Source organism: Caballeronia sp. LZ008, assembly GCF_031451435.1.
Classification (GTDB): Bacteria; Pseudomonadota; Gammaproteobacteria; order Burkholderiales; family Burkholderiaceae; genus Caballeronia; species Caballeronia zhejiangensis.
The window spans coordinates 2,297,199-2,320,766 of sequence record NZ_JARUXK010000001.1 but is presented as its reverse complement, the minus strand read 5'-3'; the positions used below and the strand labels follow the sequence as shown (position 1 = coordinate 2,320,766).

20 protein-coding genes and 1 tRNA gene are annotated in these 23,568 nt (G+C 63.6%); 9 read left to right on the top strand and 12 right to left on the bottom strand.

What is annotated here, in order from left to right:
• Nucleotides 1–230 precede the first annotated feature (230 nt).
• Nucleotides 231–1,595 carry a GntP family permease gene (locus tag QCE49_RS10815; protein WP_239295129.1) on the top strand — a complete coding sequence of 455 codons (1,365 nt, stop codon included), beginning with the start codon at nucleotides 231–233 and terminating at the stop codon, nucleotides 1,593–1,595.
• 10 nt (nucleotides 1,596–1,605) lie between these two features.
• Entirely contained in the window at nucleotides 1,606–2,103 is a 498-nt protein-coding gene (locus QCE49_RS10810) for a gluconokinase (protein WP_008342835.1), read from the top strand.
• 48 nt (nucleotides 2,104–2,151) lie between these two features.
• On the opposite strand, the gene purB is transcribed toward QCE49_RS10810, so the two are convergent.
• The 3 genes from purB to QCE49_RS10795 form a co-directional block, all read right to left on the bottom strand.
• On the bottom strand, nucleotides 2,152–3,540 hold the full coding sequence (gene purB / locus QCE49_RS10805) for an adenylosuccinate lyase (RefSeq protein ID WP_250457436.1): 1,389 nt from the start codon (nucleotides 3,538–3,540) through the stop codon (nucleotides 2,152–2,154).
• A 76-nt stretch (nucleotides 3,541–3,616) separates the two neighbouring features.
• Nucleotides 3,617–4,318 carry an N-acetylmuramate alpha-1-phosphate uridylyltransferase MurU gene (gene murU, locus QCE49_RS10800; protein ID WP_250457437.1) on the bottom strand — a complete coding sequence of 234 codons (702 nt, stop codon included), beginning with the start codon at nucleotides 4,316–4,318 and terminating at the stop codon, nucleotides 3,617–3,619.
• A 6-nt stretch (nucleotides 4,319–4,324) separates the two neighbouring features.
• Nucleotides 4,325–5,350 carry an aminoglycoside phosphotransferase family protein gene (locus QCE49_RS10795; RefSeq protein WP_250457438.1) on the bottom strand — a complete coding sequence of 342 codons (1,026 nt, stop codon included), beginning with the start codon at nucleotides 5,348–5,350 and terminating at the stop codon, nucleotides 4,325–4,327.
• Nucleotides 5,351–5,577: 227 nt separating this feature from the next.
• On the opposite strand from QCE49_RS10795, the gene QCE49_RS10790 reads away from it, so the two are divergent.
• The 4 genes from QCE49_RS10790 to rsmA all read left to right on the top strand — a co-directional run bounded on the left by QCE49_RS10790 (nucleotide 5,578) and on the right by rsmA (nucleotide 11,263).
• Nucleotides 5,578–7,968 (top strand): LPS-assembly protein LptD, encoded by a 2,391-nt coding sequence (locus tag QCE49_RS10790; protein WP_239295125.1) that lies wholly within the window; start codon nucleotides 5,578–5,580, stop codon nucleotides 7,966–7,968.
• Nucleotides 7,969–8,100: 132 nt separating this feature from the next.
• On the top strand, nucleotides 8,101–9,444 hold the full coding sequence (locus QCE49_RS10785) for a peptidylprolyl isomerase (RefSeq protein ID WP_008342825.1): 1,344 nt from the start codon (nucleotides 8,101–8,103) through the stop codon (nucleotides 9,442–9,444).
• Between the two features lie 4 nt (nucleotides 9,445–9,448).
• Nucleotides 9,449–10,420, top strand: coding sequence for a 4-hydroxythreonine-4-phosphate dehydrogenase PdxA (gene pdxA / locus QCE49_RS10780; protein WP_239295124.1), 972 nt, complete (start codon nucleotides 9,449–9,451; stop codon nucleotides 10,418–10,420).
• 27 nt (nucleotides 10,421–10,447) lie between these two features.
• A complete protein-coding gene (gene rsmA / locus QCE49_RS10775) occupies nucleotides 10,448–11,263 on the top strand; it encodes a 16S rRNA (adenine(1518)-N(6)/adenine(1519)-N(6))-dimethyltransferase RsmA (protein WP_008342822.1) in 816 nt (271 codons plus the stop codon).
• Here rsmA and QCE49_RS10770 read toward each other — a convergent pair.
• Nucleotides 11,245–11,499: a hypothetical protein gene (locus QCE49_RS10770; protein WP_250457439.1), complete on the bottom strand. Its 255-nt coding sequence runs from the start codon at nucleotides 11,497–11,499 to the stop codon at nucleotides 11,245–11,247. The genes rsmA and QCE49_RS10770 overlap by 19 nt on opposite strands.
• 149 nt (nucleotides 11,500–11,648) lie before the next feature.
• On the opposite strand from QCE49_RS10770, the gene QCE49_RS10765 reads away from it, so the two are divergent.
• Both QCE49_RS10765 and QCE49_RS10760 read left to right on the top strand, forming a co-directional pair.
• The gene (locus QCE49_RS10765) at nucleotides 11,649–12,905 is read left to right on the top strand and encodes a DNA repair exonuclease (RefSeq protein ID WP_034471513.1); all 1,257 of its coding nucleotides are present in this window, start codon (nucleotides 11,649–11,651) and stop codon (nucleotides 12,903–12,905) included.
• A 3-nt stretch (nucleotides 12,906–12,908) separates the two neighbouring features.
• Nucleotides 12,909–16,358, top strand: coding sequence for a YhaN family protein (locus tag QCE49_RS10760; protein WP_250457440.1), 3,450 nt, complete (start codon nucleotides 12,909–12,911; stop codon nucleotides 16,356–16,358).
• Between the two features lie 4 nt (nucleotides 16,359–16,362).
• Here QCE49_RS10760 and QCE49_RS10755 read toward each other — a convergent pair whose 3' ends face one another.
• The gene (locus tag QCE49_RS10755; RefSeq protein WP_008342813.1) at nucleotides 16,363–17,427 is read right to left on the bottom strand and encodes a YafY family protein; all 1,065 of its coding nucleotides are present in this window, start codon (nucleotides 17,425–17,427) and stop codon (nucleotides 16,363–16,365) included.
• Nucleotides 17,428–17,603: 176 nt separating this feature from the next.
• On the opposite strand from QCE49_RS10755, the gene QCE49_RS10750 reads away from it, so the two are divergent.
• Nucleotides 17,604–18,197 (top strand): hypothetical protein, encoded by a 594-nt coding sequence (locus tag QCE49_RS10750; RefSeq protein ID WP_250457441.1) that lies wholly within the window; start codon nucleotides 17,604–17,606, stop codon nucleotides 18,195–18,197.
• 65 nt (nucleotides 18,198–18,262) lie between these two features.
• Here the strand turns inward: QCE49_RS10750 and QCE49_RS10745 are convergent.
• The 7 genes from QCE49_RS10745 to tolQ all read right to left on the bottom strand — a co-directional run bounded on the left by QCE49_RS10745 (nucleotide 18,263) and on the right by tolQ (nucleotide 23,482).
• Nucleotides 18,263–18,338: transfer RNA gene (locus tag QCE49_RS10745), tRNA-Lys, on the bottom strand.
• Nucleotides 18,339–18,487: 149 nt separating this feature from the next.
• The gene (gene ybgF / locus QCE49_RS10740; RefSeq protein WP_008342809.1) at nucleotides 18,488–19,237 is read right to left on the bottom strand and encodes a tol-pal system protein YbgF; all 750 of its coding nucleotides are present in this window, start codon (nucleotides 19,235–19,237) and stop codon (nucleotides 18,488–18,490) included.
• 36 nt (nucleotides 19,238–19,273) lie between these two features.
• Nucleotides 19,274–19,780 carry a peptidoglycan-associated lipoprotein Pal gene (gene pal, locus QCE49_RS10735; RefSeq protein WP_008342807.1) on the bottom strand — a complete coding sequence of 169 codons (507 nt, stop codon included), beginning with the start codon at nucleotides 19,778–19,780 and terminating at the stop codon, nucleotides 19,274–19,276.
• 55 nt (nucleotides 19,781–19,835) lie between these two features.
• Nucleotides 19,836–21,128, bottom strand: coding sequence for a Tol-Pal system beta propeller repeat protein TolB (gene tolB / locus QCE49_RS10730; RefSeq protein WP_008342805.1), 1,293 nt, complete (start codon nucleotides 21,126–21,128; stop codon nucleotides 19,836–19,838).
• A 126-nt stretch (nucleotides 21,129–21,254) separates the two neighbouring features.
• Nucleotides 21,255–22,349: a cell envelope integrity protein TolA gene (gene tolA / locus QCE49_RS10725; RefSeq protein WP_250457442.1), complete on the bottom strand. Its 1,095-nt coding sequence runs from the start codon at nucleotides 22,347–22,349 to the stop codon at nucleotides 21,255–21,257.
• Nucleotides 22,346–22,789: a protein TolR gene (gene tolR / locus QCE49_RS10720; protein ID WP_008342802.1), complete on the bottom strand. Its 444-nt coding sequence runs from the start codon at nucleotides 22,787–22,789 to the stop codon at nucleotides 22,346–22,348. Before tolR ends, tolA begins: the two co-directional genes overlap by 4 nt.
• Nucleotides 22,790–22,804: 15 nt before the next feature.
• Nucleotides 22,805–23,482, bottom strand: coding sequence for a protein TolQ (gene tolQ, locus QCE49_RS10715; protein ID WP_008342801.1), 678 nt, complete (start codon nucleotides 23,480–23,482; stop codon nucleotides 22,805–22,807).
• Between the last annotated feature and the right edge of the window lie 86 nt (nucleotides 23,483–23,568).

Sequence of the window (23,568 nt, the reverse complement as noted above, 5' to 3'; positions counted from 1 at the left end):
GCTTGAACTTCCATTCGAAACCGACGCTTACATGAGCGTCGGTTTTTTTTCGGCCGCGTTTCGCACGCGCGCGCTTCTCGCTGCCATTTCTCGGCCGACTTCCTCGCTTACAAGTAAAATTCCGTTGCCCAGCGCCGTGTTTGCGCTTGCCGGATGTTGCCGCGTGTGCAGTGCAACGACGGCAAACGCATACATAGCGCAGAAAACCTCAACAAAATCAAGGAGGCGTTATGCCAGCCGTCCACGGGAGCATGCTACTGCTCTACGCGGTGATCGCGATCGCGGTTCTGATCCTGATGATCGCCCGCTATAAGGTTTACCCGTTCCTCGTTCTCATGATCGTGTCCGTATTGCTTGCCCTCGCGGTCGGCATGCCGATGGACAAAATCGTGAAGTCGTTCGAAACCGGCAACGGAAATACGCTCGGTCACATTGCTGTCGTCGTCGGCCTTGGCACGATGCTCGGCAAGATGATGGCCGAATCGGGCGGAGCCGAGCGCATCGCCAATACGCTGATCAATCTCTTCGGTGAGAAGAACATTCACTGGGCCATGATGGTCGTCGCGATCATCGTCGGCTTGCCGGTGTTCTTCGAAGTGGGCTTCGTGCTGCTGATCCCCATTGCGTTCAACGTCGCGAAGCGCACCGGCAAGTCGCTGCTGCTGATCGGCCTGCCGATGGTCGCGGGTCTCTCGGTCGTGCACGGTCTGATTCCGCCGCACCCGGCCGCGTTGCTCGCGGTGCAGGCGTATCACGCGGATATCGGCAAGACGATCGCCTACGGTCTGCTCGTCGGCGTGCCGACTGCGATCGTCGCCGGCCCGCTGTTCGCGCTGCTGATCCACAAATACATCAAGCTGCCCGACGCCAACGCGCTCGCCGACCAGTTCACCCAGAAGCACGGCGATACGGAGAAGACGCGCGATTTGCCGAGCTTCGGCATCACGTTGTTCACCATTCTGCTGCCGGTCATTCTGATGTTGATCGGTAGCTGGGCCGATCTGGTCTTCACGCCGAAAACGCTGCCGAACGATTTGCTGCGCTTCATCGGCCAGTCGGATATGGCACTGTTGATCGCCGTGCTGGTCAGCTTCTGGACCTTCGGCGCGAAGCAGGGCTTCAACCGTGAGCAGATTCAGAAGTTCTGCGGCGAGTGCTTGGCGCCGATCGCGGGCATTACGCTGATCGTCGGCGCGGGCGGCGGCTTCGGCCAGGTTCTGCGCGATAGCGGGATCTCGCAGCAGATCGTCGCGAGCGCCTCATCAGCGAGTCTGTCGCCGCTGTTGCTTGGCTGGTTCGTCGCCGCGCTGATCCGTCTGGCGACGGGCTCGGCCACGGTCGCGATGACCACCGCCTGCGGCATCGTTGCGCCGATCGCCGCCGCGGCGGGCGGTCACACGAGCCCGGAACTGCTGGTGCTCGCCACCGGCTCCGGCTCGCTGATCTTCTCGCATGTGAACGACGGCGGCTTCTGGTTGATCAAAGAGTATTTCGGGATGACGGTCGGTCAGACGTTCAAGACGTGGTCGTTGCTCGAAACGATCATCTCTCTGATGGGCCTGGGCTTGACCTTCGTGCTCGCGATGTTCGTGTAAGGAGACTTCGATGATTTTGATCGCAATGGGCGTGTCGGGTGCCGGCAAGTCCCTCATCGGCGAGATGCTGGCGGAGCGGCTGCACTGCACTTTCACCGACGGCGACGCGTTCCACAGCGCCGCGAACAAGGAGAAGATGCACAAGGGCATCCCGCTGACCGACGAGGATCGCTGGCCGTGGCTCAAGACCATTCGTGCCGCGATCGAGGAAAAGCAGCGTGCGGGCGAGACGGCGGTATTTACGTGCTCGTCGCTGAAACGCTCGTATCGCGACATCCTGCGCGACGGCGATCGCGACGTGTGCTTCATCTATCTGCACGGTACGATGGATGTGCTTCGCGAGCGTCTCGGTTCGCGCACCGGACACTTCTTCGATCCCTCGCTGTTGCAGAGCCAACTCGACACGCTGGAAGAACCTGGCGAGGACGAGGCGATTACGGAAAGCATCGAGCTCACGCCCGAGCAGATCGTCGACAACGTGCTCGAGAAGTTGAAGACGCGCAAATGACGCGCCAATGAAAAGAGCCCCGGAATTCCGGGGCTTTTGTCTTTTTGCTTAGCTGATCCGCTTCGCCAGCTCCACCGCCTTGCCGATATACGAGCCGGGCGTCATCTCCAGCAGCAGCTTCTTCGCGTCGGCCGGAATCGCCAGCCCGCCGATGAACGTCTGCAGCGCCTCGCGCGTGATGCCCTTGCCGCGCGTCAGTTCCTTCAATTGCTCATACGGGTTCTCGATGCCGTAGCGGCGCATCACCGTCTGCACCGGCTCGGCGAGCACTTCCCACGTATTGTCGAGATCTTCGTTCAGACGCGCCGCGTTCACTTCGAGCTTGTCGAGGCCACGGATCAGCGCGTCGTAAGCGAGCAGCGAGTACCCGAAGGCGACGCCGATATTGCGCAGAACCGTCGAATCGGTGAGATCGCGCTGCCAGCGCGAGACCGGCAGCTTGTCAGCGAGATGGCGCAGCGTCGCGTTCGCGAGGCCGAGATTGCCTTCCGAGTTCTCGAAGTCGATCGGATTGACCTTGTGCGGCATCGTCGAGGAGCCGATTTCACCGGCCTTCGTCTTCTGTCTGAAATAGCCGAGCGAAATGTAGCCCCACACATCGCGATCGAGGTCGAGCAGGATCGTGTTCGCGCGCGCGACGGCGTCGAACAGTTCGGCCATATAATCGTGCGGCTCGATCTGGATCGTGTACGGATTGAACGTGAGCTTCAGCCGATTTTCGACGACATCTTTCGAGAACGCTTCCCAGTCGAAGTCCGGATACGCCGACAGATGCGCGTTGAAGTTGCCGACCGCGCCGTTCATCTTGCCGAGCAGTTCGACCTTCTCGATACGCGTGATCGCGCGCGCAAGACGCGCCGCGACATTGGCGATTTCCTTGCCGAGCGTCGTCGGGCTGGCGGGCTGACCGTGCGTGCGCGAAAGCATGGGCTGCTCTGCGTGCATGTGCGCGAGCTTCACGAGACGTTCATGCACCGAGCGCAGCGCGGGCAAAATCACGCGTTCGCGCGCGCCGGCGAGCATCAGACCGTGCGATGTGTTGTTGATGTCTTCCGACGTGCACGCGAAGTGGATGAATTCGCTTGCGCGCTCCAGTTCCGGCTGGCCCTTGACCGACTCCTTGAGCCAGTATTCGACGGCCTTCACGTCGTGATTCGTCACGCGTTCGATGTCCTTGATGCGCGCCGCATCGTGCGCGGTGAAGCGCTCGGCGAGGCCCAGCAGGAACTGTTCGGAAGCGTCGGAGAAGCGCGGCACTTCGGCGAAACCCGCGCGCGACAACGCGATCAGCCAGTGAATCTCAACCGTCACGCGATGGCGCATGAACGCGGCTTCGGAAAGCCAGTCGCGCAGGGCTTCGGTCTTGGCGGCATAGCGGCCGTCGAGCGGCGAGAGCGCGGTGAGCGCAAAGAGGGTATCGGGACGGGTATCGGACATGATTGCTTGTCGCAATGGAAGGAAAAGACGCGAGAACCGCGCATTTTACCATCGGATGCGTCCCAATCTCCGAAGCTCACCTCGCCCGCAGTTCCTCGTCGAGTGCGCGGAGCTGCGCGGGCGTGCCGACGTTTTCCCATCGGCCTTCGTAGAGCTCGCCGCTCGCGCGCCCGGCCGCGATGGTTTCGCGATAGTACGGCGTGAGTGCGCGGCGCGTGCCGGGTGCGAGATCGTCGAACATGCGCGTGTCGTACAGACCGATGTTGCCGAACGTATAGCGCGGCTCGCCTTCCAGCGCGAGCGTGCCGTCGTTCAGCGCGAAGTCGCCCTTCGGATGGAACGGCGGATTCGGCACCATCACGAGATGCATGCCGGGCGAGGGCATCGAAGTGAGCGTCGAGGCGCGCTCGCGCAAGGTCGCGTAATCGAAGTCGCAAAAGACGTCGCCGCTTACCGCGATGAACACGCCATCGCCGATCAGATGACGCGCCCGTGCGATGCCGCCCGCCGTCTCCAGCGCTTCGGTCTCGGCCGAATAGCGCAGCTCGACACCCCATTGAGAACCGTTGCCGAGCGCGCTTTCGATCTGATCGCCGAGCCACGCATGATTGATGACGATCGTTTCGACGCCCGCCGCCGCGAGACGCTCGATCTGCCACATGATCAAAGGCTTTCCGCCGACCGGCAGCAACGGCTTCGGACAGAGGTCGGTGAGCGGGCGCATGCGTTCGCCGCGTCCGGCGGCGAAGATCATCGCTGTTTTCAAAGCGTGCGTCATCGTGAATCAAAAGGTGTAGCCGACATCGACCGCGCGCCCTTCCAGCGAATCGAGCAGACGCGCGAACGGCCACAGCGGCGCGTAGCGTTCCGCGACCTTGCGCGCATAACCGATGAAGCGCGGCAGATCGGCGAGATAGCGCGGCTTGCCGTCGCGATAGTGAATCCGCGCGAAGAGGCCGAGCACCTTGATGTGGCGCTGCAGGCCCATCCATTCGAGCTGGCGATAGAACTCGCCGAAATCCTCATCGACGGGAAGTCCGGCCTTTTTTGCGCGCTCCCAGTAATACGCGACGCAATCGAGCTGAAACTCTTCTTCCCAGCTGATGAACGCGTCGCGCATGAGCGAGGCCATGTCGTACGTGATCGGGCCGTACACCGCGTCCTGAAAGTCCAGCACGCCCGGATTCGGCTCGCACACCATCAGATTGCGCGGCATGAAGTCACGCAGCATGAAAGTCTGCGGCTGCGCGAGCGCGCTTTGCACGAGCAGCGTGAACGTGGCGTCGAGCGTCTTGCGTTCGTCGGCGGTGACTTCATGGCCCAGATGGCGTCCGATGAACCACTCGGGCATCAGCTCCATCTCGCGGCGCAGGAACGCCTCGTCGAACGGCGGCAGCACGCCTTCGCGCGCGGTTTGCTGAAAGCGGATCAGCGTGTCGATCGCGGCGCGCATCATCGGCCGCGCGTTCTTTTCATCGAGCACCGACATGTAAGTCGTCGTGCCGAGATCGGTGAGCAGCATGAAACCGGCGTCGAAATCCGTTTCCAAAACTTTCGGCACATGCACGTTCGCGGCCTCGAGAAGCCCGGCGACCTGCACGAATTCGCGACATTTTTCCGGCGGCGGCGCATCGACGGCGATGAGCGTTTTGCCGAACGCCGCATCGCTCTCGAGCCTGAAATAGCGGCGAAAGCTGGCATCGGCGGAGGCGGGAGCGAGGCTCGCGACGTTCAGCCGGTAGGGTCCGGCGACGTTTTCGAGCCACGAGCGAAGCTGGTTCAGGCGGGCGTCGGAAGGAATGTGCGTCATAAATTCGAGGGGCCAAACATCTTGCCATATAATACCCCACGACTTTTTTAAGCGATCCGTTTCACGCCTGGCACCAGGCTCCCGACGACTGTGAGCGTCACCGTTCGATCGAGTGTCGTCCCCGCTTAGCAACGGACCGTCAAGTTCGTGACTGCGGAAAGGCGCGGCCGCCTGCCCGGCGGCATCGGGCGCGTGGGACGCGAACGGGATCGAACCGCCACCCATACATGCCGCCACGACAGTTTCCCGTATCGAAAATCAAAGGCGACGACAAGCCACGCAGGCGGCGGCTCGTCGCTGCGCTTCTATCCGTTCCAGGCTTGATGCCCGCTCTTGCCCACGCGCAGCTCGTGGGCGACGCCGCCTATCCGCAGCCGCTCGACGGCCCGGGCAGCCTGCGCCTCGCGCCGGAGCTCCAGGAACGCCCGCTGCAAAACGGCCAGCAGCCCTCGACCTTCCTCCTCAGTGACAAGGCGACGGGCACGACCGACGAAGACATGGCGGCGAAGGGCTCGGCGGAGATCCGGCGCACGGTCACGGTCATCAAGGGCGACGCGCTCCACTACGACCAGGACACCGACATGGCCGATGCTTTCGGCAATGTCAGGCTGATCAACAACGGCGTGTCGTTCGTCGGTCCCGAAGCGCATCTGAAGGTGGAAGCGAATGAAGGGTTCATGACGAACCCGAAGTACCGCTTCAATCTGACGGGCGGCTCGGGCAGCGCCGCGCGCGCCGACATGATCGACAACGAGCGGGCGCGCATCGACCACGGCACGTACACGGCCTGCCAGTGCGAGTCCGATCCGGCGTGGTACATCAAGGGCACGTCGTTCGATTTCGACACCGGCGCCGAAGAGGGCATCGCCCACAACGGCGTGCTGTTCTTCCAGGGCGTGCCGGTTTTCGGCAGCCCGTGGCTGTCGTTTCCGCTGACGGGCGACCGTCGCAGCGGCCTTCTGCCGCCGACCTTCACGCTCAGTTCGACGACCGGCTTCGAAGCGACGATCCCGTACTATTTCAATATCGCGCCCAATCGCGATCTGACCATCACGCCGCGCATCATGACGAAGCGCGGCGTACTGGGCGAGGCGACATATCGCTATCTGTCGCCCACGTACTCGGGCTCGCTCGACGTCAACTATCTGCCCGACGATCGCGTGACGCATTCGAACCGCTACGCGATCTTCTGGCAGCACCGTCAGAACTTCGGCAGCGGCTTCGGCGGTTACATCAATTACAACAAGGTTTCGGACGATCAATATCCGGAAGACCTGGGCAACGCGTCGAATCAGTTCCTGAACGGCACGCAACTGCTGTATCAGCAGGAAGCGGGGCTCACGTACAACAACGGCCCGTGGTCGGTGCTCGCGCGCGAACAGCGCTGGCAGACGCTGCAACCCTCGACGCCGCCGTACGCCCGCGAGCCGCAGGTCAACGTTCAGTACAACAAGTACAACGTCGGCGGCTTCGACTACGGCGCGGAACTGGACGCCACGCGCTTCACGATCACGACCGACGGCGCCACCGACGGCAACCGGCTGTACTTCAATCCGTACCTGAGCTACGGCGTCAATGCGCCCGGCTATTTCGTCACGCCGAAAGTGCAATGGCACTTCGCCTCGTACGATCTGAGCCATATCGCGACGACGCAGGTCGCGGGTTCGTCGCCGCCGGTCGCGGGGCAGCCGAAGAACTTCACCGAATCGATCCCGACGCTCAGCTTCGACACGGGCCTCGTGTTCGACCGCTCGGTGCGGCTTTTCGGGCAGGACTACATCCAGACGCTGGAGCCACGGCTCTACTACGTCTACACGCCGTATCACAATCAGGACTTCGCGCCGATTTTCGACACCGCCGAAGCCGACTTCGGTCTCGCTGAAATCTACACGCCGAACACGTTTGTCGGGAACGACCGGATCGCGGACGCAAATCGCCTGACGGCCGGCCTGACCACGCGCTTCATCAACCCGGCGACGGGCGACGAGCGTGCGCGTTTCGTCATCGCGCAGCAGTATTATTTCCAGAGCCAGCGCGTCACGATTTCGCCGGATCAGCCGCCGGGACAGGCAAAGCACTCCGACCTGATCGCCGGCGCGGCCATCAAGCTGGGTGCTGGTTTCGCTTCGGAAACTGCGTTCCAATATAATGTGGACAACAACCAGCTCGTGCGCTCGAGCATCGGTTTTGCGTTCAGTCCCGGCGCGCGCAAGGTGATCAACGTCGGCTATCGCTACACGCGTTCGAACCAGACAACGCTGGTGAACGAGCCGATCAACCAAATCCTGGTCTCGGGCGAATGGCCGCTCACGAACCGTCTCTATGCCGTCGGCCGCGTGAACTATGATCTCGCGAGCCATCGTCTCGTCGACGGGCTTCTGGGCTTCCAGTACGATGCCGACTGCTGGGCGTTCGGCTTCGGCATGCAGCGCTACGCCAACGGCGTGAACACGCTGGGCCAGCCGTCCTCGGGCACGCGCGTGCTCGCGCAGCTGACGTTCAAGGGCTTGTCGAACGTCGACAACGGGCTCGTCAGCGCGTTCCGCGCGAGCGTTCAGGGTTATCAGCCGCCGCCGGCAGCGGCGCCGCCGCTCTCCCGGTATAGCGATTACGAGTGAGGCCGGATCGGGCTCACGGCGTCCACGGACGTGCAGCGAAGAGCGCGTCGGCGGCCGCGCAGGGCAGGACACACAAGCAGGACACGAACGGTGAAGTCCGTATTTGATGGAGTATCTGTGGCAAACGTGAATATGTTTCGATCGACGGCAATCGCAGCGGGCGTGCTGGTCGGCGCGCTGATCCTGAGTTCGCCGGCCGGTGCGCAGGCGTTGTCGAATCGCAATGTGCAGGTCGCGGATTCCGTCGTCGCGGTGGTGAACGACGGCGTCATCACACAGCGCGAACTGGAAGAGCGCACCGCCCTCATCGTCAAGCGTCTCCAGCAGCAAAACGCGCCGGTGCCGCCTGCGGATCAGATGCAGCGGCAAGTGCTCGATCAGATGGTGATCGAGCGCATTCAGCTTCAGAAGGCGAAGGAAGACGGCATTGTCATCGACGACGCCACCGTGAACCGCACGCTCGCGCGTCTCGCGCAGCAAAACCAGATGACGCTCGACGTCTACCGCTCGCGCATCGAGGCGCAGGGCGTGCCTTGGTCCACCTTCATGCGCGACGCGCGCACGGAGCTCACGCTCTCGAAGCTGCGCGAAAAGGAAGTGGATAGCAAGATCACCGTGTCCGACGGCGAAGTGGCGAACTACATCGCCAGCCAGCGCGGTCCGGGCGCGCGCAACGCGAGCGATCTGCGTTTGCAGCACATCATGTTCAAGCTGCCGTCGGACGCGCCGGAAAGCGAAGTCGCGAAGGTTCAGGCGCAGGCCGAAGCCGTGCTCAAGCAGGCGCAAGCCGGCGACGATTTCGCCAAGCTCGCAAAGCAGAATTCGCAGGACACGGACGCCGGCAAGGGCGGCGATCTCGGTTTTCGCGCGCCCGGCTCGCTGCCGGCGGGCATCGTGACTGCAGTGTCGACGCTGCGTCCGGGCCAGGTCGTGCCGACGCTGCTGCGCACCGACGGCGGTTTCGAAATCATCAAGCTGGTGGATCGCCGCGCGAGCCAGGGCACCGCCGGCGATGCGCCGAAACTCGTGCAGACGCACGTGCGCCACATCCTGCTGCGCGTGTCGGACGGTATGTCGGAACAGGCCGCGCGCCAGCGGCTGCTCGACATCAAGCAGCAGGTCGCGAACGGCGGCGATTTCGCCAACTTCGCGCGCACGTATTCGCAGGACGGTTCGGCGTCGCAAGGCGGCGATCTTGGCTGGATCAGCCCGGGCGAGACCGTGCCGGAATTCGAGCGCGCGATGAACAACCTGCAGGACGGCGCGGTCAGCGATCCGGTGCGCAGCGAGTACGGCTATCACCTGATTCAGGTGCTCGCTCGCCGGGATGCGGAAGGATCGGCGTCGCAGCAACTCGACATCGCGCGTCAGGCGATCGGCCAGCGCAAGGCCGAGCAGGCGTATTCCGACTGGCTGCGCGAACTGCGCGACACCGCGTACGTGCAGTACAAGGGCGTCGCTGCCCAAGCGCAGTAACAGCATGAATGCCGATGCCCGACCGCTCGCCATCGCCATTACGACCGGCGAGCCGGCCGGCGTCGGCCCGGAACTGACGGCGGCGGCGCTACGCGAGGCGCGCGAGCGCTGGCCATCGGCGCGCTTCACGGTGCTCGGCGATCGCGATCTGCTCACGTCCCGCGCGGGCGGCGCATGGCCCGACTCGGTCGACATCGAACATCACGCGCTCGCCGTTCCCGCCGAAGCGGGCAAACTGAATGCGGCGAACGGGCGCTACGTGCTCGGTCTGCTCGATGCCGCCATCGACGGCGCGGTCTCCGGCCGGTTCGACGGCATCGTCACCGCGCCGCTGCAAAAGAGCACCATCAACGATGCCGGCGTGCCCTTCACGGGCCACACCGAATACCTCGCCGAGCGCACGCATACGCCGCGCGTCGTGATGATGCTCGCGGGTTCCAGCGAACGTCCGTTGCGCGTCGCGCTCGCGACCACGCATCTGCCGCTGAAGGACGTGTCGGCGGCGCTCAGCATCGACGGTCTCGTCGAAACGCTCACCATCATCGATCACGATCTGCGCGCGCATTTCGGCTTGCCCGCGCCGCGCATTCTCGTCACCGGGCTCAATCCGCACGCGGGCGAAAACGGCTATCTGGGCCGCGAGGAAATCGACGTCATCACGCCTGCGCTCGAACGCGCCCGTGCGCTCGGCATTGATGCGCCCGGTCCGTATCCCGCCGATACGCTGTTCCAGCCGCGCTATCTGAAAGACGCCGATTGCGTGCTCGCGATGTTCCACGACCAGGGCTTGCCGGTGCTGAAGTACGCGACCTTCGGCGAAGGCATCAACGTGACGCTCGGCTTGCCGATCATCCGCACGTCGGTGGATCACGGCACCGCGCTCGATCTCGCCGGCACGGGCCGCGCCGATCCGGGCAGCATGATCGCCGCCATCGATGCCGCCGTTACGATGGCGCGCCACAAGCGCAGCGCCTGAGCTCGCGCGCATTCAATTCGAATCAGTATGTCGACCAAACACCAAGGCCATTTCGCGCGCAAGCGCTTCGGGCAAAACTTTCTCGTCGATCAGGGCGTGATCGATTCCATCGTCGATGTGATCGCGCCGAAGCGCGGCGAGCGCATGGTCGAAATCGGGCCGGGCCTCGCGGCGCTCACCGAGCCTCTGATCGAGCGGCTTGCCACGCCCGAGTCGCCGCTGCACGCCGTCGAACTGGATCGCGATCTGATCGGCCGTCTGGAAAAGCGTTTCGGCGACAGGCTCGTCGTGCATTCCGCCGATGCGCTCGACTTCGATTTCGCTTCGCTCGCGCTCGAAAGTGAGAAGCCGACGCTGCGCATCGTCGGCAATCTGCCGTACAACATTTCGAGTCCGCTGCTGTTCCATTTGACGACGTTCGCGCACAAGGTCATCGACCAGCATTTCATGCTGCAGGACGAAGTGGTCGAGCGCATGATCGCCGAACCCGCGAGCAAGGACTACGGGCGTCTTTCGGTGATGCTGCAATACCGCTACGTGATGGACAAGCTGATCGACGTGCCGCCCGAATCGTTCAATCCGCCGCCGAAGGTGAATTCCGCGATCGTGCGGATGATTCCGCTCGCGCCGCACGAGTTGCCCGAAGTCGACGAAACCGTGCTGAGCGACGTCGTCAAAGCCGCGTTCGCGCAGCGCCGCAAGGTATTGCGCAACAACCTGAGCGCGTACCGCGACGCGATCGATTTCGACGCGCTCGGCTTCGATCTCACGCGCCGCGCCGAGGAAGTGCCGGTCGCGGAATTCGTCGCGCTGGCACAAGCCGTTCAGCGCTCGAAGGGCTGAACGCGGCCGGCATCCGACAGCAGTTTCATCAGCCGTTCCAGCCGCACGCGCTGCTCGTGAAGCAGGCCACGCGTCGCGCTCACCTGCTGCACGCGAGTGCACCAATAAGTCTGGCCGAACAGCGAATTCGCGCCTTCCGCCGACAGCACGCGTTCCAGATGCCCGATTGCGGCATCGACGTTTCCCGGCGTGTAAGGGCTCGTGATCGTGGCGTCTCGTTCGAGTGTTGCGTTCATCGTCTTGTCCTTGTTCGCGTTGAATCCGGACGAGTGATTCTGCGAGCGGGGCGGGACATATCGCGTCCCGAAGACGCATCGTCGATCGGGACACGATGTGTCTCGACCGGCTGCTATGATCGTCGGTCCCATTGAAAGGAGCGAGCGCCATGCGCTTCATACACGCGGCGGACATCCATCTCGACAGCCCGTTGCACGGCCTCTCCGCCTACGCGGACGCGCCCGCGGACATGCTGCGCAACGCCACGCGCGAGGCCTTCTCGAAGCTCGTGTCGGTGGCGGTCGACGAACAAGTCGACTTCATGGTGATCGCCGGCGATCTCTACGACGGCACCTGGCGCGATCACAACACGGGCATCTTCTTTTGCCGTGAAATGGGGCGGCTGCGTCGCGCGGGCATTCCGGTGTACGTGCTCTTCGGCAATCACGACGCCGAAAGCGAAATGACGAGCCAGCTTCAGTTGCCCGACAACGTCCACACGTTCTCGACGCGAAAGCCGCAGACCTTTCTCATCGAGGATCTGAAGGTCGCGCTTCACGGCCACAGCTTCAAGGAAAAAGCGGTCACGACGAATCTCGTCACCGCGTATCCGGCGCCGGTCGCGGGATATTTCAATATCGGCGTGCTGCATACCGCGCTCGAAGGCGGATCGATGCACGCGAGCTACGCGCCGTGCTCCGTCGCCGAACTGCACGCGAAGGAATATCACTACTGGGCGCTCGGCCATGTGCACGATTACGCGATCTGGCAGGACGCGTCGACCATCGTGTTTCCGGGCAATCTGCAAGGACGCAATATCCGCGAGACGGGACGGCGCGGCGCGGTCATCGTCAATGTTTCGGACGCGGAAGAGGTGAGCGTCGAGCGGCTTTTCATCGACGTGCTGCGTTGGGAAGCCGTGACGGTCGACGCATCGCAGGCGGGTACGCTCGATGAAGTCGCGCTCGCGGTCGGACGTGCGCTCGAAGCGCTCGTCGAATCGTCCGCGGCGCCCGTGCCGCACGCCGTGCGCGTGACGATCGCCGGCGCGACCGCGGCGCACGGCGAACTCTTCGGGCTGGAAGCGCAACTGCGCGCGGAAGTCCTCGCGCAGATCGCCGCGATCAGCCACGACCGGCTCTGGCTCGAAAAAGTGAGGATCGCGACCGAGCCGCTCGCGCACAGCGAGCCCGCCACCGGCCGCACCGATGCGCTCGCCGATCTTCACGGTCTTCTCATCGAAGCGGAATCCGACCCGGAGTTTCTGAGCATGTTGAAGGAAAGGCTGATCGCACTGGCGTCGCAGGCGCCGAGCGAGTTGCAGAAGTCCGTGCCGGAGCTCGAGCGCGTGCGCAATGGCGAAATCGCTAAGCTCGTCGCCGAAGTGCGCTCGGGGCTGATCGCGCAATTATCGGACGCGGAGTAAGGCATGCGTATCGGCAAGCTCGAACTCATCCGCTACGGCAAATTCACCGATCACACGGTGGAGTTTCCGGCGGCGGAACACGATTTTCACTTTGTCGTCGGTCCGAACGAGGCGGGCAAATCCACCATCAAGAACGCGATTTCCGAGCTGCTCTTCGGCATGCCGCATAGCTCGCCGCTTGCGTTCGTGCATCCGCAAAGCGATCTGCGGCTCGGGGCGTCGATCGAAACGGGCGGCGACGCGTTCGCGTTCCATCGTACGAAGAGCCGCAAGTCGTCGCTCTGCACGCCGAACGGCGATGCGCTGCCCGCCGACGCGCTGGCGACGTTTCTGGGCGCATCCGATAAAGGCTTCTTCGAGCAGATGTACTGCCTGAATCACGAGGCGCTGCGGCGCGGCGGCGAAGCCATTCTCGATGCATCGAGCGATGTCGGGCAGGTGCTGTTTCAATCGGCGGCGGGCATCGCGAGTCTCGGCGACGTGCGCCAACGTCTCGCTGACGAGGCCGATCGACTGTGGGCGAAGCGCAAGTCGGGCGATCGCGCGTATTACATCGGCCTGAAGCAATACGACGAAGCCACCGCCGAGCTGAAGACGGCGAGCGTGAGAACGGCGCAGTGGCGTCGCGCGCACGGCGCCGTGGAAGAGGCGGAGGAGAAGCGTCGCGACGAAGACGCGCGCCGCACGGAGCTCGAAACGCAGCGCGCCAAGCTGGAGCGCGTGAGGCGCGTGGCGCCGTATTTGAACGTGTGGCGTGAGAAGGCCGCGGAATTGCGCGAACTGGGAGATGCCGTCGATCTGCCCGCGAACGCCGAGGCGACGCTGCAAAACGCGCTGAAGCGGCTCGCGGCGGCGCAAAGCGCGCTCGACGTCCACACAAGAGCCGCCGCGCAGTTGCAAGCCGATCTCGACGCGATCGTGATCGACGACGCGGTCCTCGCCGCGCAAGCGCGCATTCGTGCGCTCGACGCCACGCGACAGCGCTGTGCCGATCACGCGAACGAAATCGCGCGGCTCGAACAGGAAGTCGCGCTGCGGCTGCGCCAGATTGCGCAGGACGGCGCGCAGCTCGGCTGGCCGCTCGACGAAGCGGGCGTGCGCGGCGCGATGCCCGGCGCGCTCGCGCTTCAGACCGTCACGAGCCTGATGCTCGAACGCGGCGAACTCGAACTCGCCGCGCGCAATGCGGAGCAAGCCGCCGACGCATGCGCCGCGCAGATCGTCACGCTGCAAACGAAGCTCGCGCCGATCGCGAACGGCGATGTGTCGCCGGGTCTGCGCGCTGCATTGCGTGCCGCGCAGAAGTATCGCGATGCGAGCGCGACGCAGCAGCGCCTCGAAGATGCGAAGCGCGACGCGCAACAGTTGCTCGAAGCGGGCATGGCGTCGCTCGGGCGATGGTCGCGTCCGATCGGCGAACTCAAGTCGATGACGCTGCCGGCGGCGGAGCGCATCGCCGCATTGCGCGCGCAGCGGCAGGATCTGTCGTCGCGGCTGACGCTCGCGGCCGATCGCGCGAAGGAAGCGCAGGACGCGCTGCACGCCGTGCGATCGGAACTCGACAGTCTGGTCGAGACGCACGATGTCGTGACGGGCGATCAGGTTCGGGACGCGCGTACGTCGCGCGATGCAGCGTGGCGCGCGATCCGGTCCGGCGACGTCGCGCTCGATCGAGGCGCTTCCGGTTTCGAAACGGCGATGCACGCGGCGGATGGTCTCGCCGATCGTCAGTTGGGTTCCGTGAATCACGCGACGCAACTCGCGGCCTTGAAGCGGCGCGTCGCGAACGAAGAATCGACGCTCGCGCGACGCGAGCAAAGCGTGCGCGAAGCAGAGTCGGCGCTGACATCGTTCGACGAATCGTGGCGCGCGCTCGCCGCGCAGTCGCAGATCGCGGACATGTCGCTCGACGATGCGCCGTCGTGGATCGCATCGCGTGACAAGGCGCTGGCCGCGTCGCAGACGCTCGATGCGCGCGCCGAAGAACTCGCGCGCGAAGCCGCCGATTCCCGCGCGCGCCGCGACGAACTCGCGCGGCATCTGGACGACGCGGACGCACGCGCCGATCTCGACGCGCTCTGCGATCTGGCCGAGGCGAAGATCGCAGCCGTCGACGAAGCCGCGGTCACGCGCCGCAACGTATCCGCGCAACTCGACGAAGCGCAAGCCGAGCGCATCGCGCGGCAAGGCGCGGCGAAAGCGGCGCGCGAAGCGTTCGAACGCTGGCAATGCGAGTGGTCGGCGGCGATCGCGAAAGCGGGACTCGCGAACGCAGCGGATTCGCAGGCGGCGGCGGAAGCGGCCATCGACATGGTGAAGAAGATCGGCGCGCAACTGACGCACATCGAAACCGTACGCAACGGCCAAATCGACGCGATGCGCGCGGCGCTCACAGCGCTCGACGCCGAGGCATCGCACCTTGCGCGCGAACTCGACGAATCGCTCGCGGCGCTCGGCGCGAACGCGACTGCGACGGCGTTGTCGGCGCGTCTCGATCTCGCTTGCGCCGCGCATGGCGAGCGTGAGCGTTTGAAGAAGGAGCACGCGTCGGCGAGCGAGCACGTGCGTCGCGCTCACGCCGATGTCGAGGAAGCGAAGGCGACGCTGCGTCCGCTCTACGATCTGGCGGGTGTCGATACGCCGGACGTGCTTCAGGCACGCATCGCGCAATCGCAGAAGAAGCGCGAACTGGCCGCCGCCGTCGACGACGCGCGCGCCGCGCTCATCAAGGGCGGCGATGGCCTGACGCTCGACGAACTCATCGCGGAAGTGGAGGGCGCGGACATGTCGAACGTGCAGGCGGAGCTCTCGCGCATCGGCGCGGCGCTGTCGGAATCGGTGAGAATCGCGAGCGAAACGGCGACGGCACTCGACGCCGCGCGCCGCGAACTCAATGCCATTTCAGGCGAAGCGAACGCCGCGCGCGCCGAAGCGAAGCGCCAGGAAGCGCTCGCCACGATGTCCGATGCCGCCGAGCGCTTCGTCAAGGTCGAAACGGCGTCGACGCTGCTCAAGTGGGCGATCGACCGTTATCGCGAGCGCCGTCAGGGACCGATGCTGTCGCGCGCAAGCACGATCTTTTCGGCGCTCACGCTCGACACGTTCTCGCGGCTCGTCGTCGATTACGATCGTCAGCCGATGGCGCTGTCCGCGATTCGCGCGAGCGGCGAGCATGTGGATATCGCCGGCATGAGCGAGGGCACGCGCGATCAGCTGTATCTCGCGCTGCGGCTCGCGGCGCTGGAAGAGCATGGCGAGAAGGCGTCGGCGTTGCCGTTCGTCGCCGACGATCTCTTCATCAACTTCGACGATGGCCGCGCGCGCGCCGGCTTGCGCGTGCTCGCGCAGATCGCGAAACGCACGCAGGTGATCTTTCTGAGCCACCACGATCATCTCGTCGATATCGTGCGCGAGGTGTTCGGGCCGCAGGTGAACGTGCGTTATATGGGTTGATGCGTCAGCTCGTCCGATAGCGCTTCGCCAGCTTGGCGAAATCCTCGGCGAACTCGTCACGCAACGCTTGCGGCGCGAGAATCTCGACCCCCGCGCCGAGCGCGCGCAGCCACCAGCGCAGCTTGAGACTTGGCGTGACGGTGCCGGTGACTTTCATGCGGCCGTCGGGCAACGTGTCGATTTTCTGATCCTTCGACATCGGCGATTCGCGCAACTGATTGCCCGCGTTGCCTTCGAACGCAAGTTCGAGCAGCACCGGCGGCTCGGGCAGAAAGTCGAAGACCTGCTGCGTTTCGATGTATTTGCGCAGCTTGAAATCGTCCGGATACGTGAAAGATTCGCCCGACTCGGAAACCGAGCGAATCCGGTCCAGCCGATACAGCGCGCGCGTCCATTCCGTTTCGCCTTTCTCCGGACGCGGCGCGCGACTCGGATCTTGCGCGACCATATACATCACGCCCGCGGATTCGACCAGCGCGAGCGGCCACAGCTTTTTCGTGCGGGGTTCGTCGCTGCGTTCGCCCCGATATGCCGCGCGATACTGCACGAGCAGTTCGCGCTCGAAGAACGTAGCGGTCGCGACCGTCTGAAAGATTTCCGGACGCAGCTTCGGCCGAATCAGCGTGAAAGCGCCATCGACGGAATCGATCTTGTCCGCCCACGCGCGATAGATGCGGCTGTCCGCCGTTTCCTGCGACAGCCGCGATTCGGCGGCCTTGAACAGCGGATCGATGTCGCGCGTGACGGCATTCGGCAGCTTGTTGCCCGCAAAGCGCTGGAGGATGTGAAACGCCACCGCCTCCGATGCGCTCATCAAACCGCTCATGCCTTCCTGCAAGCCGTGCAGCCACGGCTTGCGCTGCCAGAGCAGCTCGCGGCCGTTGAGCATGGATACGACGCGCGCATCGGCTTCGAGCGCCGTCAGATGACGCTGCACCTTCTTCGTATAGCCGACGCGATGACCGCGCTCTTCGAGACGTCTGCGGACTTCGGGCGTCGATAGCCACGCGGTCGCGTCGCGCTCGGTAGGGAGCACGCGGAGGATGGCTTCGTCGAGGCTGGAGGTCATGATGCGCAGGCGAGGAAAGGTTGCTCTTGATTATAGAAATTATCGAGACAAATCGTGTCTTGATCGGACGGGGCGGCCATCAGGCTTTCGGATTTTTCGGGTGACGGTCTTCGACATAAGCGGAAAGAATAGCGGCGCCGGGGGATGAGGCCCCAGCATGTCGAGGAGCGAAAACAATGAGTAGAAGGGAACAGGCCAACGAGGAATTTCTCGCGGGTCTCAAGAACCGGACATCGCGCGCGATCCAGCAATATTTCTTTTCGCACGGGGTCTGCGTGGGGCGTTCGGACGTCCGCAAAGCGATGGCGCTTCCCGAGCATGAACAGACCTTCGCGTCGTTGGCGCCATCCTTCGCGCAAGTCAACGAATCGATCAGCTTGCTGACGGACATCGGTTCCTTGTCGCTTCCGTCGAAAGAGAAGACGATGCGCGCGGTGTATGAAATCGAAGGGCGGTTGCGGGAGCGCGGCGGTTGCGTCGAAGGACTGGAACGGGCGCTCGCGCGAATCGAGATGGCGCGCAATTCGATACCCGCCGAGCCGAAGCTCTGGCCCTACACGTTCTGGGGCGTGTTGTGCCTGCTCGCGGCGTACTTCGTCTGGCCGAGTGCGTTGGTCGGCGTGATGCTGCTGGGCGCCGGGTTCAACAGACATTCGAGCTACAAGAAGCGCAAGGCCGAAGCGGACCGTGCGTTGAGTGAAGCGAACGATATGTTCGAGGCCGTCGCCGCGCTCGAGCTCACGCCGCGGCTAAGGCTGCTGGAACAGTGATGCGAAGGACCGAACGGCCAAAGCAAAAAGCCCAGTCGCAATGACTGGGCTTTTTACCTGATACTTGGTAGGCCGTACGGGATTCGAACCTGTGACCAACGGATTAAAAGTCCGCTGCTCTACCAGCTGAGCTAACGACCCGAAAGAGGCAAAATTATAAACTTCGATTCGCGAATCTGTCAACCCGCTCGGTTGAAGAATCATCAAATCATCGAAAGAAAAACGCCCGCGGCTCCATTGCCCGCGGGCATTCTCCTCGAGAGGCGCGAAACTCCGAACTTCGGCTTCGCTTACTTCACTTGCGACATCTTGCTCTGCGCGGTCTGCGCGACTTCCGTGCCGGCGTACTGCGAGATGATCTGCTGAAGCGTCTGCTTCGCAGCCGCTTTCTGACCTTGCTCGATCTGGTTGTTCGCGATTGCGAGCAACGCCTCGGGCGCTCGCGGATGCGTCGGATAACTCTTCACCAGGTCCTGCCAGATCGCAGTCGATCCCTTGTAGTCGCGCTGCGCATAGAGCGCATTGCCGAGCCAATACCGCGCCGTCGGCTGATACGGGCTCTGCGGGTACTTCGCCACGAACGCCTTGAACGACGCCGCGGCATTCTTGTAGTCACCGTTACGGAACTGAGTCGACGCTGCGTTGAACGCTTCCGTCTCGCCCGGCTGCACCGAACCCGTCACGCCATCGATCGTCTCTTGCTGCGGCTCGAATTTCTTCAAGCGCGAATCGAGATCGGCGTAATAGTCCTTCTGCTGCTTCTGCAGCGTGGCGACCTGGTTGGCCAGATCCTCGTTCTGGCCACGAACCGTCGCGACCTGCTGATTGAGCTGGTCGATACGATTCTGCTGATCGAGGATCGTGCGCTGCGCGGCCTGCAACTGACTGGACAGGCTGTCAGTCTTCGTGCGCAGATCGAGCACGGCTTTACGCGCTTCGTTGTCGTCGAAGACGCCGGCGTGCGCGGGCGCACTCAACATCGTCGAACCGACTACACACGCGGCTGCGGCCGCGCGCAGCAAGGGAAAGCGATACAACATAGGGCGACTCACCCGTGACTGGTTACGTTAAGTAAATTACTGCTGGTACACGAGGTCCGCACGGCGGTTCTGTGCCCACGACGATTCGTCGTGACCCGTTGCAGTCGGCTTTTCCTTGCCGAGCGACACGGCTTCCATCTGCGAATCGGCGACGCCCATCAGCGACATTGCACGACGCACGGCTTCCGCACGCTTCTGGCCGAGCGCGAGGTTGTACTCGCTCGTGCCGCGTTCGTCGGTGTTGCCTTGAATCAGGACGTGACGCTCCGGATGGCTCTTCAGGTACGACGAGTGTTGTTGCAGCAGCGGCTGATAGTCGTCCTTCACGGCATAGCTGTCGAAGTCGAAATAGATGCTGCGCTTGGCGAGCGGGCTGTTCGGATCGTTCAGTGGGTCGATGTTGACCTGCTTCACGTCCGTCGGGTTCGGCTGCGTGCCGACTGCACCCTTGTTCTGGCCTTCGTCGAGCTTCACGCCCGAGTGACACGCCGCCAATGCGCCGACCATCGCAACTGCCAGGCCGATACGAAGTTTCGACATCATGGTACCTCTCCTTGTGTTGTAGCTGAACGTTGTATGTGAAACGTTATTGCTGGACTTATTGCATGAACGGACCCCAGGACGGCTCGCGCACCACACCGCCCTGAACTGACAAGACTTGCCGCGTGCGACCGTCGGTCGAAACGGCTGCCAACACGCCACGTCCGTTCACTTGGGTGGCGTAGAGGATGTACTGACCATTCGCCGCGAAGCTCGGCGATTCGTCATGCGTCGTGTCGGTCAGCCCCGTCGCCGTGCCGGACGCGAGGTCCTGCAGATACAGCTTGAAGCCGCCGCCAGTGCGCGAAATGTACGCGAGTTGCTTGCCGTCCGGACTCACGCGCGGGCTGGTGTTGTACGCACCCGCAAACGTGACCCGCTGGGCCGCGCCGGCGCTTTCACCCGCCGCCGGCATCTTGTAGATCTGCGGTTGGCCGCCGCGATCGCTCGTGAAATAAATCCAGTTGCCATCAGGAGAGTAGAACGGCTCGGTGTCGATGGAACTGCCTTGTGTCAGACGGCGCAGGCCGGAGCCGTCTGCGTTGACTTCGAAAATCTGCGTGTTGCCCGTGCGCGAGAGCGCGACCGCGAGCTTGCGGCCATCAGGCGACCACGACGGGGCACTGTTGTTGCCCTTCTGATTCGACACGACTACGCGACGTCCCGTCGGCAGGTCGTGGATGTACACCACCGGCTTCTTTTTCTCGAACGACACGTATGCGACCTTCGTGCCGTCCGGCGACCACGCCGGCGAAATGATCGGTTCCGGGCTGGAGAGGGCGATCTTCGCGTCCTGACCGTCCGAATCCGAAATCTGCAATTGATAACGGCCGCCCGTCTGAATGACGTAGGACAGACGCGTTGCGAACACGCCGCGGCCGCCGAGCAGCTTCGCGTAGATGTAGTCGGCGATCTTGTGCGCGCTCATGCGCAGGCCGCTTTCGGCGCTGACGAGCGACAGGCCGCCCAGGTTCTGCTGCTTGACGGTGTCGTAGAGCCGGAAGCGCACTTCGTATTGGCCGTTCGGCAGCTTGTTCACGCTACCCGACACGAACGCGTCCGCGCCTTTTGCCTTCCACGCGCCGAGATCGACCGTATCGGATTCCGCGACCGGCGCGCTGCCGGCGTCGATATTCGTGAACTTGCCGCTGCGCTGCAGATCCTGGCGAATGATCGCGCTGACTTGCTGCGGCGAACTCGCTTCATTGGCGAAATTGGCCGTCGCGATCGGAAACTGGGTCGAACCGACGCCGGTCACGAGTACGTTCAACTGGGCGTGTGCAGCGGTGCCGGCTGCGATCAGGCAGGACGCGACCAGCGTTTTCAGGCCAAGCTTCGTCATCAAACTCATGCTGTATAGGTTCCAGATAAATGCGTTTTCAAGTGTCCGCGGACTGCAGAACAGACCCGCGGTCGCACATTTCGTTCCCGCTGCTTAATGCGAGCTTTCAAGCGCGCTTCACTGCTGACTAGCGCGTTAACCGCCCGCCGGACGCAGCGTGATCGTGAAGCTCGAAGGCGCCTTGCCGTCGATATCCACTGGCATCGGATCCGAGCGCTGTACCGCGCGCAGTGCCGCCTGATCCCACTGCTCGTTGCCGCTCGAGCGCGTGATATTCGCCGACAGCAGCGTGCCCGACGGCGAGCAGCGTACCGACACGACCGTCTCGAGCCCGGCCGTTTCGCCGGCCCACACGATGTTCGGCCGCACGCGACGCTGCACCTTCTCGGCGTAGCCAGGCGAGGTCGCATTGCCGCCCGCGCCCTTGCCGGTGCCGCTCTTGGCCAGGCCTTCGCCGCTGCCCGCCGTGCCGCCGCCCAACTGCCCTTGCAGTTGCGAGAGACGCGCCTTGCGCTCGGCATCGAGCTTGGCTTTCGCTTCCGCGTCGGCCTTGGCTTTCGCTTGCGCCGCGGCCTTCGCTTTCGCGTCGGACTCAGCCTTGGCCTTGGCTTGCGCGTCGGCCTTCGCCTTGGCTTCCTGCTGTTCCTTCTCCTTCTCCTTCTGCTCCTTGAGCTGTTCCTGCTTCTGCGCTTCGGCTTGCTGCTGCTTGTCCTGCTGCGCCTTCTGTTGCTGCTTCTGCAGGTCGGCCTGACGCTGCTGCTCGATCTGCTTCTGCTTGTCCTGCATCGCCTTCTGCTGGGCGGCTTGCGCGGCAAGCTGCTGCTGACGCTTCGCTTCCGCTTCCTGCTTCGCCTCTTCCTGCTGACGGCGCTGCTCGGCGAGTTGCGCTTCGCGCGCGGCGGCTTCCTGCTGCTTGCGCTTCTTCTCCTGCAACGCGATGTCCGCGTCTTCGTCCTTCGCCGGCGGCGGCGCGGGCTGCAGCTTCACCGGCGCGGGCGGCGGCGGGGCAGGGCGCGGCGTCGGCGCGGGCGTGTCCGGAATCTCGGTCCAGATTTCCGCTTCCGCGCCCGCCGGCGTGTTGTTCTGCCAGTTGATGCCGTGATACAGGAACCAGCCGAGCAGCAGATGCATCAACGCCGCGAGCGCGAACGCCTTACCCGTGCCGCGTTCACGCGGCGGGCGATTCGGTCGCGCGGACGATGCGCGTGTCGGCCTGTGCGAAAGGGTCATTGCGATTTGACGAGCAATCCGACGCGCTTCACGCCGCGCGCCTTCATATCGGACATCACGTTCATCACGACTTCGTACTTCACGGTCTTGTCCGCCGCGATCACGACGGGCTGATCCGGATGTGATTCCTGACGGTTGAGCACGAAGCTGTTGAGATCGTTCATCGTCATCTTCTGCTCTTGCGTCGCGCCGCCTTCTTCCTTGTAGCGCACGTTCATGCTGCCGTCCGCCTTGATGTTGATGACGAGCGGCGGCTGCTGCTCCTGCGGCTGCGCATTGCCGACGGTCGGCAGATTGATGATCGAGGGCGAAACGAGCGGCGCCGTCACCATGAAGATGACGAGCAGCACGAGCATCACGTCGATGTATGGCACGACGTTGATGTCGGCCATCGCGCGGCGCGAGCCGCCGCGCATGCTGGAACGAATGGGGCCTGCCATCGCGGACTCCTTCTGTTAGTGCGCCTGACGCTGCAGGATGTTCGAGAACTCTTCGATGAAGGTCTCGAAGCGGATCGCCAGACGGTCGATGTCGTGCGCGTAGCGGTTGTACGCGACCACTGCGGGAATCGCGGCGAAGAGGCCGATCGCGGTCGCGACGAGCGCTTCGGCGATGCCGGGCGCCACGTTCGCGAGCGTCGCCTGCTGCACATTGGCGAGACCGCGGAACGAATTCATGATCCCCCACACCGTGCCGAAGAGACCGATATAAGGACTCACGGAACCGACCGACGCGAGGAACGCAAGGTTCGCTTCGAGCACGTCCATTTCCCGCTGGAAGGCGGCGCGCATCGCGCGGCGGGAACCGTCGAGAATCGCGCCCGGATCGGTGATCCGGCGCTCCTTGCCCTTCAGGAATTCACGCATGCCGGATTCGAAGATACGCTCGAGCGCGCCGATCGTGTGACGGTTGTTCGCCGCGCTTTGATACAGCGCCTGCAGGTCGCCGCCCGACCAGAAATCGCGCTCGAAGCGCTCGGTCTGCGCGCGCGCGCGGCGAATGGCAAACCACTTGCGGAAAATGAAGGTCCACGACAGGAGCGACAGCAGCAACAGCAGCGCCATCACGGCCTGCGCGAGCAGGCTCGCGTGAACGACGAGGGAAATGATCGACAGGTCTTGTGTATTGTTCATAAAGGTCTGCTGTTACGTCCCGGAAGGGGCGTCCGGTCAAAGCGTCATGCTTTCGTGAAATGGATGTGAATCAAACGAAAGCCGTG